General features: G+C 41.4%; 14 protein-coding genes. 7 read left to right on the top strand and 7 right to left on the bottom strand.

The window, feature by feature from the left end; genetic code table 11:
• Positions 1-34 precede the first annotated feature (34 nt).
• The 5 genes from HCZ11_RS02680 to HCZ11_RS02660 all read right to left on the bottom strand — a co-directional run bounded on the left by HCZ11_RS02680 (position 35) and on the right by HCZ11_RS02660 (position 7,272).
• Positions 35-358 (bottom strand): hypothetical protein, encoded by a 324-nt coding sequence (locus HCZ11_RS02680; protein WP_062565644.1) that lies wholly within the window; start codon positions 356-358, stop codon positions 35-37.
• Positions 359-434: 76 nt separating this feature from the next.
• Entirely contained in the window at positions 435-1,127 is a 693-nt protein-coding gene (gene tsaB, locus HCZ11_RS02675; protein ID WP_130052599.1) for a tRNA (adenosine(37)-N6)-threonylcarbamoyltransferase complex dimerization subunit type 1 TsaB, read from the bottom strand.
• 10 nt (positions 1,128-1,137) lie between these two features.
• Positions 1,138-3,054: an ATP-dependent DNA helicase gene (locus HCZ11_RS02670; RefSeq protein WP_130052600.1), complete on the bottom strand. Its 1,917-nt coding sequence runs from the start codon at positions 3,052-3,054 to the stop codon at positions 1,138-1,140.
• A 104-nt stretch (positions 3,055-3,158) separates the two neighbouring features.
• Entirely contained in the window at positions 3,159-5,021 is a 1,863-nt protein-coding gene (locus tag HCZ11_RS02665) for a M28 family metallopeptidase (RefSeq protein ID WP_167657560.1), read from the bottom strand.
• Between the two features lie 55 nt (positions 5,022-5,076).
• On the bottom strand, positions 5,077-7,272 hold the full coding sequence (locus tag HCZ11_RS02660; RefSeq protein ID WP_167657559.1) for a pre-peptidase C-terminal domain-containing protein: 2,196 nt from the start codon (positions 7,270-7,272) through the stop codon (positions 5,077-5,079).
• 378 nt (positions 7,273-7,650) lie between these two features.
• Here HCZ11_RS02660 and HCZ11_RS02655 point away from each other — a divergent pair, with 378 nt between their 5' ends.
• Complete coding sequence (locus HCZ11_RS02655; RefSeq protein WP_175580346.1) at positions 7,651-8,730, top strand: mechanosensitive ion channel family protein; 1,080 nt, start codon at positions 7,651-7,653, stop codon at positions 8,728-8,730.
• A gap of 225 nt (positions 8,731-8,955) precedes the next feature.
• Positions 8,956-10,239: a sodium:proton antiporter gene (locus HCZ11_RS02650; protein ID WP_130052603.1), complete on the top strand. Its 1,284-nt coding sequence runs from the start codon at positions 8,956-8,958 to the stop codon at positions 10,237-10,239.
• Between the two features lie 27 nt (positions 10,240-10,266).
• Here the strand turns inward: HCZ11_RS02650 and HCZ11_RS02645 are convergent, their stop codons facing one another.
• Together HCZ11_RS02645 and HCZ11_RS02640 are read right to left on the bottom strand one after the other, a co-directional pair.
• Positions 10,267-11,232 carry a sensor domain-containing diguanylate cyclase gene (locus HCZ11_RS02645; protein ID WP_167657558.1) on the bottom strand — a complete coding sequence of 322 codons (966 nt, stop codon included), beginning with the start codon at positions 11,230-11,232 and terminating at the stop codon, positions 10,267-10,269.
• A gap of 91 nt (positions 11,233-11,323) precedes the next feature.
• Entirely contained in the window at positions 11,324-11,557 is a 234-nt protein-coding gene (locus tag HCZ11_RS02640; protein ID WP_167657557.1) for a hypothetical protein, read from the bottom strand.
• A 356-nt stretch (positions 11,558-11,913) separates the two neighbouring features.
• On the opposite strand from HCZ11_RS02640, the gene hisG reads away from it, so the two are divergent.
• The 5 genes from hisG to hisH are packed head-to-tail and all read left to right on the top strand — an operon-like array spanning position 11,914 to position 16,853.
• The gene (hisG, locus tag HCZ11_RS02635) at positions 11,914-12,813 is read left to right on the top strand and encodes an ATP phosphoribosyltransferase (protein ID WP_130052606.1); all 900 of its coding nucleotides are present in this window, start codon (positions 11,914-11,916) and stop codon (positions 12,811-12,813) included.
• Between the two features lie 6 nt (positions 12,814-12,819).
• Entirely contained in the window at positions 12,820-14,121 is a 1,302-nt protein-coding gene (gene hisD, locus HCZ11_RS02630) for a histidinol dehydrogenase (RefSeq protein ID WP_167657556.1), read from the top strand.
• Complete coding sequence (hisC, locus tag HCZ11_RS02625; protein WP_167657555.1) at positions 14,111-15,208, top strand: histidinol-phosphate transaminase; 1,098 nt, start codon at positions 14,111-14,113, stop codon at positions 15,206-15,208. Before hisD ends, hisC begins: the two co-directional genes overlap by 11 nt.
• Entirely contained in the window at positions 15,205-16,266 is a 1,062-nt protein-coding gene (gene hisB / locus HCZ11_RS02620) for a bifunctional histidinol-phosphatase/imidazoleglycerol-phosphate dehydratase HisB (RefSeq protein WP_130052609.1), read from the top strand. The genes hisC and hisB overlap by 4 nt, the downstream gene beginning before the upstream one ends.
• Positions 16,263-16,853: an imidazole glycerol phosphate synthase subunit HisH gene (hisH, locus tag HCZ11_RS02615; RefSeq protein WP_130052610.1), complete on the top strand. Its 591-nt coding sequence runs from the start codon at positions 16,263-16,265 to the stop codon at positions 16,851-16,853. The genes hisB and hisH overlap by 4 nt, the downstream gene beginning before the upstream one ends.
• Positions 16,854-16,873 lie beyond the last annotated feature (20 nt).

Genomic DNA, 16,873 nt, shown 5'->3' with positions numbered 1-16,873 from the left:
TTTTTCTTTTTAATTCAGTTACTTGCTTTATTAATTAAGCGTATACATCAACGCCAATTAAGCTTTGCACTTCGGCACGGCGCTCTAAGTTAGCAAACTCAGTGTAGGTTGAAATAGCACGACTTGTTTTTGGGTTGCTTGGTTTATCATAAATTGTTTGCTGGTAGCTTTGCGACTCAGCTTTAAATTCATCGGCAATAGCAACTGCTTGAGGGCTTGATTTAACATACTCTGTTGACGACTTTTGCTCAGCCGTTTGATCTGATATCGCTTTAGGCTTATCAGTAACGGTATTTTTACGGCTATATTGCCCGGGAATGTCACCGGTATAAAAGCCTGAGCCAATAGGTAAAGTCAAACTAGTAATTCCACATCAAACATGACTAAATTATGTGCCATAACTGACAAGCACGCAAGTGTCGTTAATCGTCTCTTTATTCTCGGCCAGGTAGTTTTTTCCAAGTCACTGTATCACGAACATATTTAGGCTGCGCATTCGCTGCAGTTACTGTATCACCGCTAGCAAAGGCAGTAGCAACCCAGGCTAGCATGTACTTCGCATCAGGCAGTAAAATGTTTTCATTTAGACTTACATTTGCAAGTTCAGTGACAAGCGCAGGATAGGTTTTCCAACCAGTGCCCACCGCAGTTGCTGCTGTTTCAGGTAACGTTAGCAACTCGGGTTTAATTACTTGCTCTTCATCAACAAGTGTCATTAAGCCATTTTCATCAGCCTTGTAGTGGGCATAATATATTTCACCCATACGCGCATCAATCGCTGAAAACACATCACTAACTTTGTCTTGTTCAAATGCTTGTTGCGCCATCATCTGTAATGTTGATACACCAACCAAAGGCAAGCGTGCGGCATATGCTAAGCCTTGCGCAATCGCGACACTGATACGCACTCCTGTAAAGCTGCCCGGTCCTTGACCAAACCCAATAACATCTAAGTCTGCTAATTTACATTGCGCCTTAGCGAGTAACTCATCAATTAAAGGCAAGATTTTTTGGCTGTGCTGCTGTGGGCACTCTTCAAAATGATGAAATGTTTGCCCTTGATAATGTAGCACCAGCGATAAAGCTTCAGTTGATGCATCTAAGGCAAGAATATTGTGTTTAATCATCTAAGTTACTCTAATTGATCTGTTCTAAAAACGCGTTTGCCATTGCTAAATCGCGCGTGCGGCGCATTGGTGGCAAACTTTTTAAAAATACTTGGCCGTAATGGCGTGTTACTAAGCGGTTATCGCAAATAACCAGCACACCTTTATCTTTACTATCGCGAATAAGTCGCCCTACCCCTTGCTTTAATGCAATGACCGCTTGGGGTAATTGAATATGTGCAAATGGGTCCTTGCCTTGTAATTGGCAATCTTGCATTTTTGCTTGCAATAATGGGTCATCTGGTGCGGCAAACGGCAATTTGTCAATGATAACACAACTTAATGTACTGCCTCTAACATCTACACCTTCCCAAAATGAAGCTGTGCCGAGTAAAACGGCATTACCATGACGGGTAAACTTCTCAAGTATAATGCGTTTTGACATTTGCCCTTGCATATAAACCGGATAATCCATTTGTGTCGTTAAACCTTCAGCCACTAAATGCATCATACGATAGCTAGTAAACAGCACAAAGCAGCGACCTTTTGCTGATTTAATCAACTCAAGGGTCAGCTTGATAATAGCATGGGGCATATTATTCGCATGAGACTCAGGTAAATAGCGCGGTAAACAAAGCATTGCTTGTTGTTGATAATCAAATGGACTTTCAACAATCATACTTTGTGTTGGTTTTAGACCAAGGCTGGCATTAAAATGTGCCAAGTCGTTATCGACCGATAAAGTGGCCGATGTAAACACAAAACCAGCCCCAGTGTCTTTCATCATTTGTGCGAATTTAGCCGACACATTGAGTGGCGTAATGTTCACCGTTAGGTATCGGCGGGTTGTTTCGTACCAATAACTATAGCCCGTTTGTGCAGTATCAAATACCCGCTCTAACTGACCTTTAAAGGCTAATGTACGCTCAAACGGATGCTCGATTTTTTCACTACGATCTAAGCATAATTTCAACACCTGGTATAAAAAGTCAAGATCACTGATCACCCGGTGCAATGCAGCACAAATATCTTTATCGGCTAGCTTTTCGCGCCAATCACCACGACTCCCATCTAGCCCAAACTGCAAGCGTAAATCTGCGACACTAGTTTCTAACTTGTTGAGAGTTTTACCTAATTGCAGCATATCGGGAATATCGGCACGGTAAATCGCTCGTAAATCATTAATTAAATCCACCAGCTTTTTGGTACTTACACTTTCACCAAAATAGTCACTGGCAATTTCACTCAGCTGATGAGCCTCATCAAAGATGTAGGCATCGGCGGTTGGCATAAGTTCAGCAAAGCCAGTGTCTTTTACTGCCATATCTGCAAAGAATAAATGATGGTTGATCACCACCACATCGGCTTCCATTGCATTTAATCGTGCTTTACGAATATAACAATCTTGGAAATCTGGGCACTCTTTACCCAAACAGTTATCAGCGGTTGAGCTAACATAAGGCAGTACCTTGGCGTCTTCTTCTATGCCAATACAATCTGCTAAATCGCCTGAACGGGTTTCACTTGCAAACTTTGCCACCATCGCAAGTTGATGCATTACATCTGGATCATCTGTTGGCACATGCGCGACATGCTGACTTAAACGATACGTACACAAATAATTCGCGCGGCCTTTTAAAAGGGCGACTTTTTTGGTGGCGCTCAGTGCTTTGACTAAATTGGGTAAATCACGGTGAAACAACTGCTCTTGCAGTGCTTTTGAACCCGTTGAGATGATGGTTTTGCCTTTTGATTTTAACGCAGGCGCTAAGTAAGCATAAGTTTTACCCGTGCCTGTGCCCGCCTCAACCACTAATTGGTGACGTTTTTTTAAGGCATCGTCAACTGCAACAGCCATGTCAATTTGTGGCTGCCGAGGAGTATATCCATCAAGAGAAAGTGCAAGGGGGCCAGTGGCACTGAAAAGTTGTTTGATAAACTTCGCCAATAGATTAAAAGTGATGGGCAGATTTTACGTAACTGACTTGCCAAGGGCAAGACTAAATGAGGAAGCAAGGCTTCCTCATGGTTAAAAGTATGATTGCTCTTAAATCATTGTCCTTGAATCGTTAATGTCACGCCCGAAGCGGCTCGGTAACCTTGCAAATCTATATACCAAGTACCACTTTGCGGGTTATCAAATTGACAACTTTCTTCGTTACCATTTTTGTAGGGTCGACACAGATAATTTGAACTTGTCGACGCTGAGCCATAGTTAACATACAAATCAGCATCGCCACTACCGCCGGAAATAGTCACTGTAAAATTACTAAGGCCTTCTGGTATTTGTTGAGTAAAGCGCTGCCAACTCCCTGTTGCGACACTAATATTTGTCTCAGTTCTGTCAATGTTTTCGCTGCCACCAGAAGTGCTGAAACTTCCCGTAAGTGACACATTCGAAATCTGATTCCACGCTTCAACCATGACATGATAAGTGCCCGTTTGAACAGACGACATCACACAGCTTTCATTACTTGTAGAGGTAGTACTTTTACAATCAAAGTCTTGTAATGTCGGTTTACTGCCAAACTTCACGTATAAATCGGCATCACCTGAGCCGCCCTCAGTTACAAACTCAAGGTTACTACTCATTGCGGGTACGTCTAGCGTAAAGAAAAGTTGCTCTTTTGCTGAGCCCGCCAAACCCGTTTTAGTTACACCATTTGCAAGCTCATTAGTTGGCTCAGTCACTACATCACCAGCATTCTTCGCCATTTCAGCAACATAGCTCACGGCCAATTTTGCAAATTTACTCGCGTGAGCCGCATCAAACTGGGCATCATTTGATGTATGGATCATTGGGTTAATATCACTCATTGTAGATTCAAATGGCATTGAGGCGGCAAACCCTTGCTGATACCAAGAGGCATGATCTGAGCAGCCATAACCACATTGATCAAAGCCATAGCTCACTGTGGGTTGATAAGCATCGAGCAATTGCGATAGATACTGGTTTTGCGATGAATTAGTGTAATCCGTCATCATCACAATATCGGTGCTGCTGCCGTTATTACCGGTCATATCAAATTGCACCATGCCAACAACATTCTTACCCTGTGATTTATAGCTTTGTGCAATATCTTTCGAGCCTCTAAGACCCACTTCTTCAGCGGCAAATCCCATTATTTGAATCGTTCGCTGAGGTTGGTAGTTATTTTCCACAATCGCTTTCAAGGTTTGTGTGAGCACCGCAATGCCAGAGGCATTATCGTCTGCACCGGGAGCACGTCCATTACTCGGGTTTGACTGATTGATTGAATCTAAATGACCACCAATAACGACGATTTCATCTGCTTTTTCTGCACCAGGTATGGTTACAATAACTGATGACTGCGAAAAACTATGGTTAAAGTACTCAACACTGATATCACTACGACTACTGGCAATTTGTTGCCAATGACTCTTTAACCAGTCAGCCGCATCAACACCACTTTGAACTGAATAATAACGGTTATGAAAGTTCATCATGCTATTAACCGTATCGCTCAGTTCACTACTATTAATCGATGATAATAGCGCATTGACTGTCGCGGCATTATCAATATTGTAATTTACCAAGCTTGCATTTATCGCAGTCTGCGACAGCGCATTTAATTGCTGAGTATATAGCTCTGCATCTGCTAATGAGTCATGGGCTACAAAACCACCACAGCGATGATAATTATCGTGCATAAATTCACTTAAACCAGCGATATCCTGTTTGTTAACGCGCATAAAATTAACTTGATTCAACACTGATTTTTGCATCGCAAAATTACTGTTTAGTTTATGCTTACTCACTGTATCTTGTTGAAAGTGCTCTGCAGCAAGGGCATCAATGGTCACCCAAATTGTTTCGTCTTGTTCTGCATAACTTAATTGGCTCAGTGACAGAGTGGCAAAGCCCACTAGGCACTGCTTTAGGCGGGTTGTCATAATCGCTTCCTTATTAAAAATAAAAAAAGGGAGCCGGAGCTCCCTAAAAGGGTGGCTAGTTAGCCGAAATGGTGAGTGTTACACCACTTGCAGCGCGATAGCCGCGAAGGTCGATATACCAAGTACCCGCTTGAGGATTTGTAAATGTACAGGTTTCGCTATTGCCATTTTTATAAGGACGGCAGTCATAGCTAGATGTAGTCGATTGCGAACCAAAATTCACATACAAGTCAGCATCACCTGAACCACCAGAAATAGTCACATCAAGTGACGAATACCCAGCATCTAGGTCTTGCGTGAAACGAGTCCAACTATTTGTAGCAACACTTAAGTTAGACTCAGTGCGGTTAATAGGTGTTACACCACCACCGCTGCCCGAATCAAAGCTACCAATTAGTGATACACCTGAAATTTCATTCCAAGCTTCCACCATTACGTAGTAAGTACCTGCTTGCACATTACTAATTGCGCAACTTTCAGTACTGGTAGATGAAGTGCTTTTACAATCAAAGTTGCTCAGTGTTGGTTTTGCACCATACATTACATAGAGATCTGCATCCCCACTTCCACCGGTTGTATTGAATTGTAAATTTGTTGCACCTGCTGGTACTTCGAGGGTAAAGAACATTTGATCTTTAGCACCACCACTGATCCCTGTGCGTGCAACGCCATTAGTTAGTTCTTCATCACCGCTTGGAGGTGGCTCAGTCGTACCACAACTGCTACCTGCGCTTAAGCTTGAAGTCACACCGACTGCCGCAAGCGCCGCCTGTACATCTGCTGGGTCATAACTTAAATCACAGGCCGCATCCATCACGCCATTACCTGCTAAATCCCAGTTTGTGCTGGCAGTCCAGTAAAGTTGGTTAGCACGAGCCATGACCACGAACGCCTTTTGCGTATCCCAACCAGGTGTGGTTGCAAGGTTATAAAATGCCTTGTTGAATACACCTGAGCTGTAGTGCACATCCATGCCAGAGTAATAATTGTTTTGATGATCAATTGAGCTACCATCTTGGGTTGGATTATTCATGTAACGTAATGCACCGTTACCTTTAAAAATTTCCTGACCCACTAACCAGTCGTTTGAGCCTTTCATATAAAACTCAGCCGCTTCACCTGCCATATCAGAGAAGGCTTCGTTCAAACCACCTGATTTACCAGAATAAACAAGGCCAGAGTTTTGTTCAGTAAAACCATGGCTTACTTCATGAGCTGATACATCAAGGCTTACTAGTGGATAGAAGGTATTTTGACCATCACCAAAAGTCATGGCACTACCATCCCAAAACGCATTTTCGTAGTTGTTGCCATAATGAACGCGCATTTTCAACTGGAAAGTTAATGGCGCAGTACCGACCCAATCGTTATACATATTAAAAATAACGTTACCGAAATAATGTGCATCATTTAAAGGCGAGTACGCACCGTTAATTTCTTTAAAAGTATTTTCAGGGCATGTGAACGAATACGCTGTCGAACCACTCGTACCACCATTTAAGTTAATGGTTTTTACGTTAGCGTTATTCATCGTACAGGTACTACCCGACTGAGCAACATCTAGGTTATCAAAGTCAGTGCCGTAGATGTATTTGCCTGTTTTTAAGTTACCACCAGGGCCTGTTGCACTGGCATGTTGAAGGTTATCGAAGCTAAATAATACTTCGCCACTGTTTGCATCGATAATTTGGTACGGACGAGATGGGTTTTCGCCATAAGTTACGTACGTAACTTCATACACCAGATGAGCAACACTATCTTCATCTAGCCAAATAGCTAAACGTGATTGTTCATTATGTTTTTTTAACCCGACTGACTTAATTGCAGCGGGTGAATTAGCGAGCCCTTTAGCGACTGCTTTTTTCTTGTTAAGTGCCGGAGACACAGAATCGATGTCTGCGGCAATATCATACACAGCTGCACCATGTGCACGTTTTAACTGACCATTACTATCAAATGTAAGGCTAACCGTATCGCCGATGACAGGCAGACCTTGATACATTTGTTGGTAACGGCGCGTCGTATTGCCGTTACTGGTTTTGATTTCTTTTAATACCACTAAATCATTCCCTGCACCTAAACCAACTAACTGATTAGGATTTGCACTCAAAACCGATGACGCATTGGTTTGCAAAGCTTGGTTAATCCCTGTTTGTTCGTTTAGGTATTTCTTATTCGCAGCTACTGCACTTGTTGCTTGAGTCAAAGCAAAAGCAGCAAGAGTTGCTAATGTGATTTTAGATAAATTCACGTTTACGCTCCGTTAGATTGTTATGTATTTAATATTTTCCTAGTAACCGGACTGCACTGTTCCCGATTAGTGACCAGCCTAGATTGAATGGAGTGAAATTGAAAATGAAACAAAAAATTTACAAGTAAAGTATTAGCTCTAAAACATTATTCCTTAAATAACAATATGATAATGGATTTCATATGTACAAAATGTTAACAAACGGAGTTGAGGTGTAAAATTAATGATACAAATTTATAACATTTATTAAACATTTGTACCTTTTATTTTTATCATCTCATCTTTTCTATTTGATAGTTAGAAGACATAACTCATTGCAGAAAAGCCTAGGTATATAAATTGCAATAACACCAAATATCTAAGGTTTAAGGATTAAGCATGATTACTGAACTGATACAAAGCGATTGGCTAAATAAGCCTTGGCTAGTCGTTATTGGCGGCACAACTTTAGCTGCCATGGCATTGTTTTTATTAAAGTTTGTAATTATTTATTGCTTAAAAAAGTGGACCCAGCGAACCGACTTTGTGTTCGACTCTTTATTGGTTGACTCACTTGCTACGCCATTGACCTTATGCACAATGATGGTGCTTGTGATCATCTTTGGTCAATTATTGAACACAACTGGCTTTATGGCTGAGCACCCCTTACCGATTTCAGCCACCGCCAAAGCTATTTGTATTTTTGCCTTAGTGTTATTTTTAGACCATTTCTTATTTGGCACCGTTGATTATTACAGTGCCCGTTCGGTTGTGGTTTCAAATAGCCATAGCATAATTAAAGGCTTGATCCGCTGTGCAATAGTATGTGTTGGATTACTGGTGTTATTGGGCACGTTAGGAATTTCTATCACCCCTATTATTGCCTCTTTAGGCATTACATCTCTTGCTGTTGCTTTGGCTTTACAACCTACACTCGAAAACTTCTTTTCTGGGGTTCAACTGGTGGTTGATAAACCTATTCGGGTTGGCGACTTTATAGAGCTTGAAAGTGGCGATCAAGGTTTTGTTGAGAAAATTGGTTGGCGCTCAACCTGGGTAAAAATGTTGCCTAATAATATGATAGTGATCCCAAATAGTCAGTTGTCTAAATCACGCATCATTAACTATTTTTATCCAGAAAAAGAGCTTAGCGTACCTGTTGAGGTTGGTGTTCACTACGGCTCAGATCTTGATAAGGTTGAGCAAGTTACGTTGGATGTTGCTAGACAGATTTTAAAAAGCCACAAATGGGGTGTAGATGATTACGATACATTTGTTGTATTTCACACCTTTGATCAATCCAGTATCAATTTTACAGTGATGTTAAGAGCAAAAGAGTATTTTAACCGTTTTTGGGTGAAATCTGCGTTTATTAAAGCATTACATCAACGTTACGCAGAAGAGGGAATCGTTATTCCTTATCCAATTAGGGCTATTAATACCAGCCAAGAGTCTGCGCAATTTAAACCTGCTGATTGAGCTAACAGAGCTTATCATAATTGCATATTTGTATGGTTTTTTATGTCTCTTTTTAGACATTTTTAACACCTATTATACATATGCAATCGGAGCCTTGAATTTTTACTCTAAAATACAATAAAAATCGCATAAACACTGTGACATACCTATATTAGAGGCGTACTATATGCCGCCAGAAAGTGACTGCTTTCTGCGTCTTGTTATACAAATATTTAAGGTCAAACAATGAATGCTTGGTACCTCATTTGTTTTCTTTCAGCATTAGCTATTTTTATTGCTTTTGCTAACCAATTTATCCTCAAAATGCAAACCACTATTGCTATAACAACAGGCTCTGTTGTTATTTCTTTACTACTTATTCTTGCTGTTAAAATGCTTGGTGATACCACCGCCCTCGAAATAACTCAAATAGTCTCTAGTATCAACTTTAATCAGTTGCTATTAAAAGGCATGTTGGGTTTTTTACTGTTCGCTGGCGCATTAGAAATAAACTTAGCAGCCCTTCGTAAACAGCGTTGGGAAATAACCGCATTAGTATTATTTTCAACGATTACCTCCACAGTCATCGTTGGTTACTTAAGCTATTACTTATTTGCTTTTGTTGGCTGGCCAGTGCCGTTTATTTACTGCTTGTTGTTTGGAGCATTAATCAGCCCAACCGACCCAATTGCAGTATTAGCCATTATTAAACAAATGCGAGCCCCAGAAGGTATTTCTGTGCAAGTTGAAGGTGAGTCTTTGTTTAATGATGGCATTGGTTTAGTGATCTTCACTACGATATTTTCAGTGGCCTTTTATGGTACCGAAGCCACGTTTACTGACGTTGCTGAATTATTCTTAGTGGATGCTATTGGCGGTATCGTGTTTGGCCTAGTAATTGCGTTAGTTGGGCATTTTTTAATTATTAATAGTCGCGATGTGAACATTCGTTTGCTATTAACACTGACAATACCAACCGCTGGCTTTGCCGCAGCAAATATTTGGGAAATTTCAGGTGCTCTTGCCATGGTTACAAGTGGTATTTTACTTGGCAATATTACTCGCTCTAAGGCAACCGAGCGCACAGGACCAGAAGATACCCGCTATGTAAAAGATTTTTGGCATGCCACCGATAGCTTTTTAAATGCCTTGCTGTTTTTGATCATCGGTATGCTGATTGTCACTATGCCAATTACCCTTGCAGAAGTTGGCCTAGGTTTACTGATAGTACCTGTAGTATTGCTAGCTCGCTTTATAAGTGTAGGTGCGCCATTTGTGTTCTTTAAAAAATATCGAAAATACGATAAGCACTCAGTGAAGATACTCACTTGGGGTGGCTTACGTGGTGGTTTAGCGCTAGCCATGGCTGCTGCGATCCCACGAGATCAAGTAATGATTGCAGGCTCTGACCTACACGATTTAATCGTTATTGTAACCTACGTGGTAGTCATTTTTTCAATCATCGTACAAGGTTTAACAATATCACCGCTGATCCATAGTAGTATTCAATCGGCAGAAGCGAAAAATTAAGCACCGCTTTTTACTTTAAAGGCTCGATTATCGAGCCTTTTTTTGTGCTTTATTGGCATACATTCGACCATCTGCAACTGCAAGTAACTTAGTCAACGAACAAGGCTGCTGGTCTGAAAAATCAGCAATACCATAAGAAAAGCCAAGTTCAACTTTGTTATTAAAACTATTGGGTGAGTGATTAAATGACAGCAACAAACGTTGCATGATTGCTTCGCATTCGCTGGTATTTAAATCTGTAAATAAAATAACAAACTCATCACCAGTCAAACGCGCATATAAATCAGCTTTACGACAACATCTTTCTAGCAACCCAGCAAAATCTTTCAGTACTCTATCGCCTGCGGCGTGGCCAAATTTGTCGTTAATTGCTTTAAAGTTATCTAAATCAATAAATACTAATTTTGCCTTTAAATGATGGCGAATACATAAATCAAGATAATGCTCTGCGGTGCTATTAAAACCTCGACGATTAGGCAATAAGGTAAGCTCATCGGTAGTCGCTAACTGCATGATTGCAAACTCTCGTTCAACAATTGCGGCAAAGTCTGTTAACGCTTTAATTTCTTGTTTATTAAAACTGCGCGGTTGATGATCGATAAGGCACAAAGTGCCAATTCTATTTCCTGATTTGAGTGTAATTGGGCAGCCCGCATAAAAGCGAATATTTGGATCACCCATTACCAAGGGGTTGTCTGCAAAGCGCTTATCATTTAAAGCATTTTCAACCACTAGTGGGTCTTTATATAAAATTGCATGGGCGCAAATAGAAATATCTCGCGCTGTTTCTGTGACGTCTAACCCCACACATGACTTAAACCACTGTCGCTGCTCGTCGATTAAGCTAATAACACAAATAGGCACAGAGAAAAACTGTTGGGCAAGGCGAGTGATTCGGTCAAAGGCAGGTTCACTTTGAGAGTCTAAAACATCCAACGAGCGAAGCTCTTCAAGCCTAGCTTGCTCGTTTAAAGGTACTGAAGGTTTTTCCATTGAATTGCCTTGTAAGGAACAACACAAGTGTTTCTTTACGTTAGCAGAAAAAAACGACCTGTTGCATAAATACAAATTCTTATATTGAGTATCAAGCCCATGTATCTAGGTGTTTATTACCCTCTTCATCCTCTTCAATGGCATTTTTACTGTTTTTATCATCTTTTTCAGCTGCTTTTTTACGGCGCTCTATTTCACGCTTTTGGCGCTTTTCGAGTTCAATTCGCTGCACGTTCGCGTCTTTTACGCCCGCAATATGAAACGCACCTTTACTCTCCAACTGTAAGCGCGTTATTCGACCTAAAAAGGGGATCATGATATCCATTTGTACCTCCTATTGTACCTCCTACCTATCCAATATATATCGACAGTTATAAGATATACTTTAATTTCGCAAAAAAATGCTTGCCAAAGATTAGCAAAGCATGTTTATCTATATACGTAACTTATTTAAACAGATTTACGCACTTGTTTATACAAACGAGTGCAATACAGGAAAAATTATGCGCTTCAATCTGACAACTATCCATCATCACCATCATTCACCGGAATAGCCTGTCAGGTTTTTCGCTGAGAGGTTATTCCTAAAAGGAACCTCTGGCGAGCAATCAACCAAATTATTTATTTTCGCCCTGAGGTTCCCTCGGGGTTTTTAGTTTTTGAATTAAAGGAAAATGAATAATGAGCAATACCAACCGTTTACGAATCGCCATCCAAAAAGGCGGCCGCTTATCAAAAGACTGCCAAGAGTTACTTAAGCAACTTGGTGTTAAATTAAATCTTCGTGAACAACGTTTAATCGCACACTCTACCAACATGCCAATTGATGTACTTCGTGTACGCGATGACGATATTCCGGGTCTTGTAATGGACGGTGTATGTGACCTAGGTATCGTCGGTGAAAACGTACTCGTTGAAGTACAAGCTGAACGCGAACGCCAAGGTGTGGCATTCGAAGTAAATAAGCTTTCTAAACTTGATTTTGGTTACTGCCGTTTAGCACTTGCATGGCCACAAGAACTTGGCCCACAAGATAAAAGCTGGTTCGAAGGTAAACGCATTGCAACTACATACCCTGAAATTTTAAGCCAATATCTAAAACGTGAAGGCATCAACGCAAGCACGGTAATGTTAACAGGCTCTGTTGAAGTGGCACCGCGTGCTGGTCTGGCTGATGCGATTTGTGACTTAGTGTCTACCGGTGCAACGTTAGAAGCCAATGGCTTAATGCAAGGCGACACAATCTTAGAATCAAATGCATGTTTAATTCAAAACAAAGACCTAGCAGATCAAAGTAAACTTGATTTAATCAATACGCTAATGCCGCGTCTACGAGGTGTTCGTCAAGCTAAGGAAAGTAAATACATCATGTTACACGCTCCTAAAGCAAAGCTTGATGAAGTGTGCGACTTGCTACCTGGTACTGGCCAACCAACTTTACTATCGCTTGCAGGTAGCGACGATTATGTAGCACTGCACATGGTTAGTAGCGAAACCCTATTCTGGGAAACGATGGAACAGTTAAAAGCATTGGGTGCCAACTCAATTCTCGTTATGCCTATTGAAAAAATGATGGAGTAATTATCCATGTTTCGCTGGAATGAGGAAAATCAACAAGCACAGCAGGCGGTACTCACCCGCCCTGCTGTTACTGCAAGTAAAGAGGTCGAAGCAATTTGTATCGACATCTTAAATGCAGTTAAAACAGAAGGTGATGCAGCGTTATTAAAGATGGCAAAAGAGTTTGATAAGCGCGAAACACCTCGCTTATTAGTACCGGTTGAAGAAATTAATCAAGCTGAGCAGTTACTATCAAGCGAGTTAAAAGCCGCCATCGAAACGGCCTATGCCAATGTAAAACGCTTTCACCAAGCACAGTTACCCAAAGACATTAAGTTAACAACGCAACCGGGTGTGTTGTGTGAACTTAAATATCAAGCCATTGAAGCGGTTGGTATTTACGTGCCAGGTGGCAGTGCGCCACTGCCATCGTCAGTGATTATGCAAGGGGTGCTTGCACAGTTAAGTGGTGCACAAACTGTTGTGCTTACTACACCTGTAAAAGCCGATGAAACTATCAACCCTGCCATTTTATATGCGGCAAAACTATGTGGTATTAAAACCATTGTAGAAAGTGGCGGCGCCGGAGCGATTGCAGCAATGGCATACGGCACAGAGTCAGTGCCTAAAGTGAACAAGATTTTTGGCCCTGGAAATAGTTTCGTCACTATGGCAAAACAACTTGTTGCGCAAACTATTCCGGGTATGGCGATTGATATGCCAGCCGGCCCTTCTGAAGTGTTAGTGATTGCTGATGAGCGTGCAAACCCTGAGTTTATTGCCGCTGATTTATTGTCGCAAGCAGAGCACGGCGCTGATTCGCAAGTTATTTTACTATGTAACAGCGAACGTATTATTGAAAAAACACAGCAAGCATTAACAGAGCAGCTAGCAAAATTAAGTCGTAAAGACACTGCCGAACAAGCCCTAGCTAACTCAAGCTTGATATTAGTGGACTCGGTTGAGCAAGCCTTTGCAGTGTCTGCTGAATATGGTCCTGAGCACCTTATTTTACAACTTGCTGATGCGCAGCCTTATCTAAGCTTAGTGAAAAATGCCGGTTCAGTATTTGTGGGTGATTACACCCCTGAGTCTGCCGGTGACTATGCGTCCGGTACTAACCACGTACTACCAACGTATGGTTACAGTGCGACCTATTCGAGCTTAAACTTATTGGACTTCTTTAGAACTTACACAGTGCAAACCATCAGTAAAAATGGCTTACGTGAATTATCTAAAGCAATTTTACCTTTAGCTGCAGCAGAGGGACTAGATGCTCACGCTAATGCTGTTTCAATTCGTCTTGAGGCTATGAACAATGAGCGATAATGCAAAAATAACAACGCTGTTGCCAGATAACATTGCTGCACTTACAGCCTATAGTTCAGCGAAAAGTGAAAAGCTCACAGGCACTACTTGGTTAAATGCCAACGAAAGTCCATATTCACGTACTCCAAATATCAATTTAGCTGATTTAAATCGCTACCCAGATCCGCAGCCTCAGCAAGTGATTAATCGTTATGCTTGCTATGCTAATTTAGAGCCGGAGCAAGTACTAATGACTCGCGGAGCTGATGAAGGTATTGAGCTATTAGTACGTACGTTTTGTCGTCCAGCTAAAGATAGCATTGCACTCTTTTTGCCAACTTACGGCATGTACAAAGTAACCGCTGACACTCACAACATTGCGATTAACGGTTTAACTCAAGAACTGTTATTAAAAGGTACGGTTGATGAGATTGTAACCGCAGTTGCTGACTCAAAACTGGTGTTTATTTGTAATCCAAATAACCCAACTGGCAGTATGACTAGCCTAGACAAAATCAGAAAAATCACCCAGCAACTTGCAGGTAAAGCGATTGTCGTGGTTGATGAGGCTTATATAGAATTTTGCCCAGAGCAAACAGCTGCAAGTCTCATTAATGAGTTTAGTAACCTTGTGGTACTGAGAACCTTATCTAAAGCGTTTGCACTTGCGGGTCTTAGAACAGGCTTCACACTCGCTAACAATGAGCTACTTGCGCCTATTCGTAAAGTGATTGCGCCTTACCCTGTATCAACCGTTGTTGCGAGTATTGCAGCGGATGCCTTAAGTAGTGACAACATCGCTTCAATGCGCCGTCAGGTGACAATTCTCAATAGCTTAAAAAGCAAACTAAAAAGTTGGCTCGAGCAATCACCTGCCGTTATCAAAGTACTGAGCGGTGAAGGTAACTTTGTCACTTTAAAATTAAAAGACAAGCAATCATTTAATATCGCACTTGAGCAAGGACTCGTAATGCGTGCCTTCACTTTATATGGCGAAAATGATTGGCTACGAATTTCTATCGGTAACGAGCAAGAACTAGAACAAGTAAAAGTTTGGTTAGATGGCTTATCACTGACCAGCAAAACAGTAGAACAGGAATTATCATGAGCAACCCGTATTTATTTATTGACCGCGATGGCACGATTATCGAAGAGCCAATCACCGACAAACAGGTTGATAGCCTTGAAAAATTGGTGTTTTTGCCGAATGTGATCCCTGCTCTATTACAACTTCAAGCGGCAGGTTACCGCCTTGTGATGGTTTCGAACCAAGATGGTTTAGGAACTGATAGCTTCCCAACAGCTGATTTTGATATTGCTCAAGACAAAATGATGAATATCTTAAACAGCCAAGGAATCAAATTTGATGAGGTTCTGATCTGCCCTCACTTTGATGAACAAAATTGTGACTGCCGTAAGCCAAAAACCGGATTACTTACTGAGCTAATGCGTTCAGGTAAAGTCGATTTAGCACGCTCATTTGTGATTGGCGATCGCCAAACAGATATCGGACTTGCCAAGAACTTATGTTGCGAAGGCATTTTGTATGATGGCAGCTGGGATGCCATTGTCACTAAGCTGACAACTGCGAACCGTGAAGGCCGTGTCACTCGCAATACCAAAGAAACACAAATCGATGTGCAAGTTAATTTAGACCAAACAAAAAATGGTGAAATTAGCACAGGCCTTGGCTTTTTCGATCACATGCTTGACCAAATTCGCACCCATGCCAATATCGGTCTTAATATTCAAGCAACTGGCGATTTACACATTGATGAGCACCACCTAGTTGAAGATATCGGCATTGCACTTGGTCTTGCTCTTAAACAAGCATTAGGTACAAAAACGCAAATTGGTCGTTATGGTTTCGCATTGCCTATGGATGAATGCAAAGCTGAAGCACAAATCGACTTATCAGGCCGTGCATCATTTGTATTAAATGCCGATTTTAGCCGTGAAAAAGTAGGCGACTTAGACGTACAAATGGTTGAACATTTCTTTAAAAGCTTAAGTGATAATGCTGCGATGAGCCTTATTCTGTCGGTTAGCGATGGTAACTGCCATCACCAAGTTGAAGGTCTATTTAAAGCGTTTGCTAGAGCACTTCGCGCTGCGATTGCTAAAGATGCTTCGCAACAAACTGCTAGCTCTAAGGGGTGTTTATGATTGCTATAATTAATACCGGTTGTGCCAACATTAACTCTGTTCGTTTTGCCTTTGAACGCTTAGGTAAAACACCAGAGGTGATCACTTCACCTGAGCAATTAAAAGGTTTTGAACGTGCGATTTTACCTGGCGTAGGCCATGCCTCTGTTGCAATGAAACGCTTAAAAGACGGTGGCTGGCAGCAAGCAATTGATGAATATCAGCGCCCACTGATGGGAATTTGTTTAGGTATGCAATTACTTTGTGACAAAACTGAAGAAGGCAATGTTGATTGTCTTGGCAAAATCCCAGGTATTGTTAAGCAACTTGATGTAGGTGAATTAACTTCACCGCACATGGGCTGGAACGACCTAAGCGTCTTAAAAGAGCATGCCCTCACTAAAGGTTTATCAGCGCAAGATCAAGTGTACTTTGTGCATAGCTTTGCTCACACAGTGAACGATGCCACCTTAGTTAGCGGTGAATACGGACAAGCTTTTTCAGCGATTGTTGCCAAAGATAACTACGCAGGTATGCAGTTCCACCCTGAGCGAAGTGCTAAAGTAGGCACCCGACTTTTACAAAACTTTTTAGATTGGCAGCTGTAAGCGCAGCAAAAAATAAGAGA

Origin of the sequence: Pseudoalteromonas sp. HF66 (genome assembly GCF_011806445.1) — a bacterium.
Lineage (GTDB): Bacteria > Pseudomonadota > Gammaproteobacteria > Enterobacterales > Alteromonadaceae > Pseudoalteromonas > Pseudoalteromonas apostichopi.
Note: the sequence above shows the minus strand (reverse complement) of the source record. Positions and strands in the feature narration are given on the sequence as shown.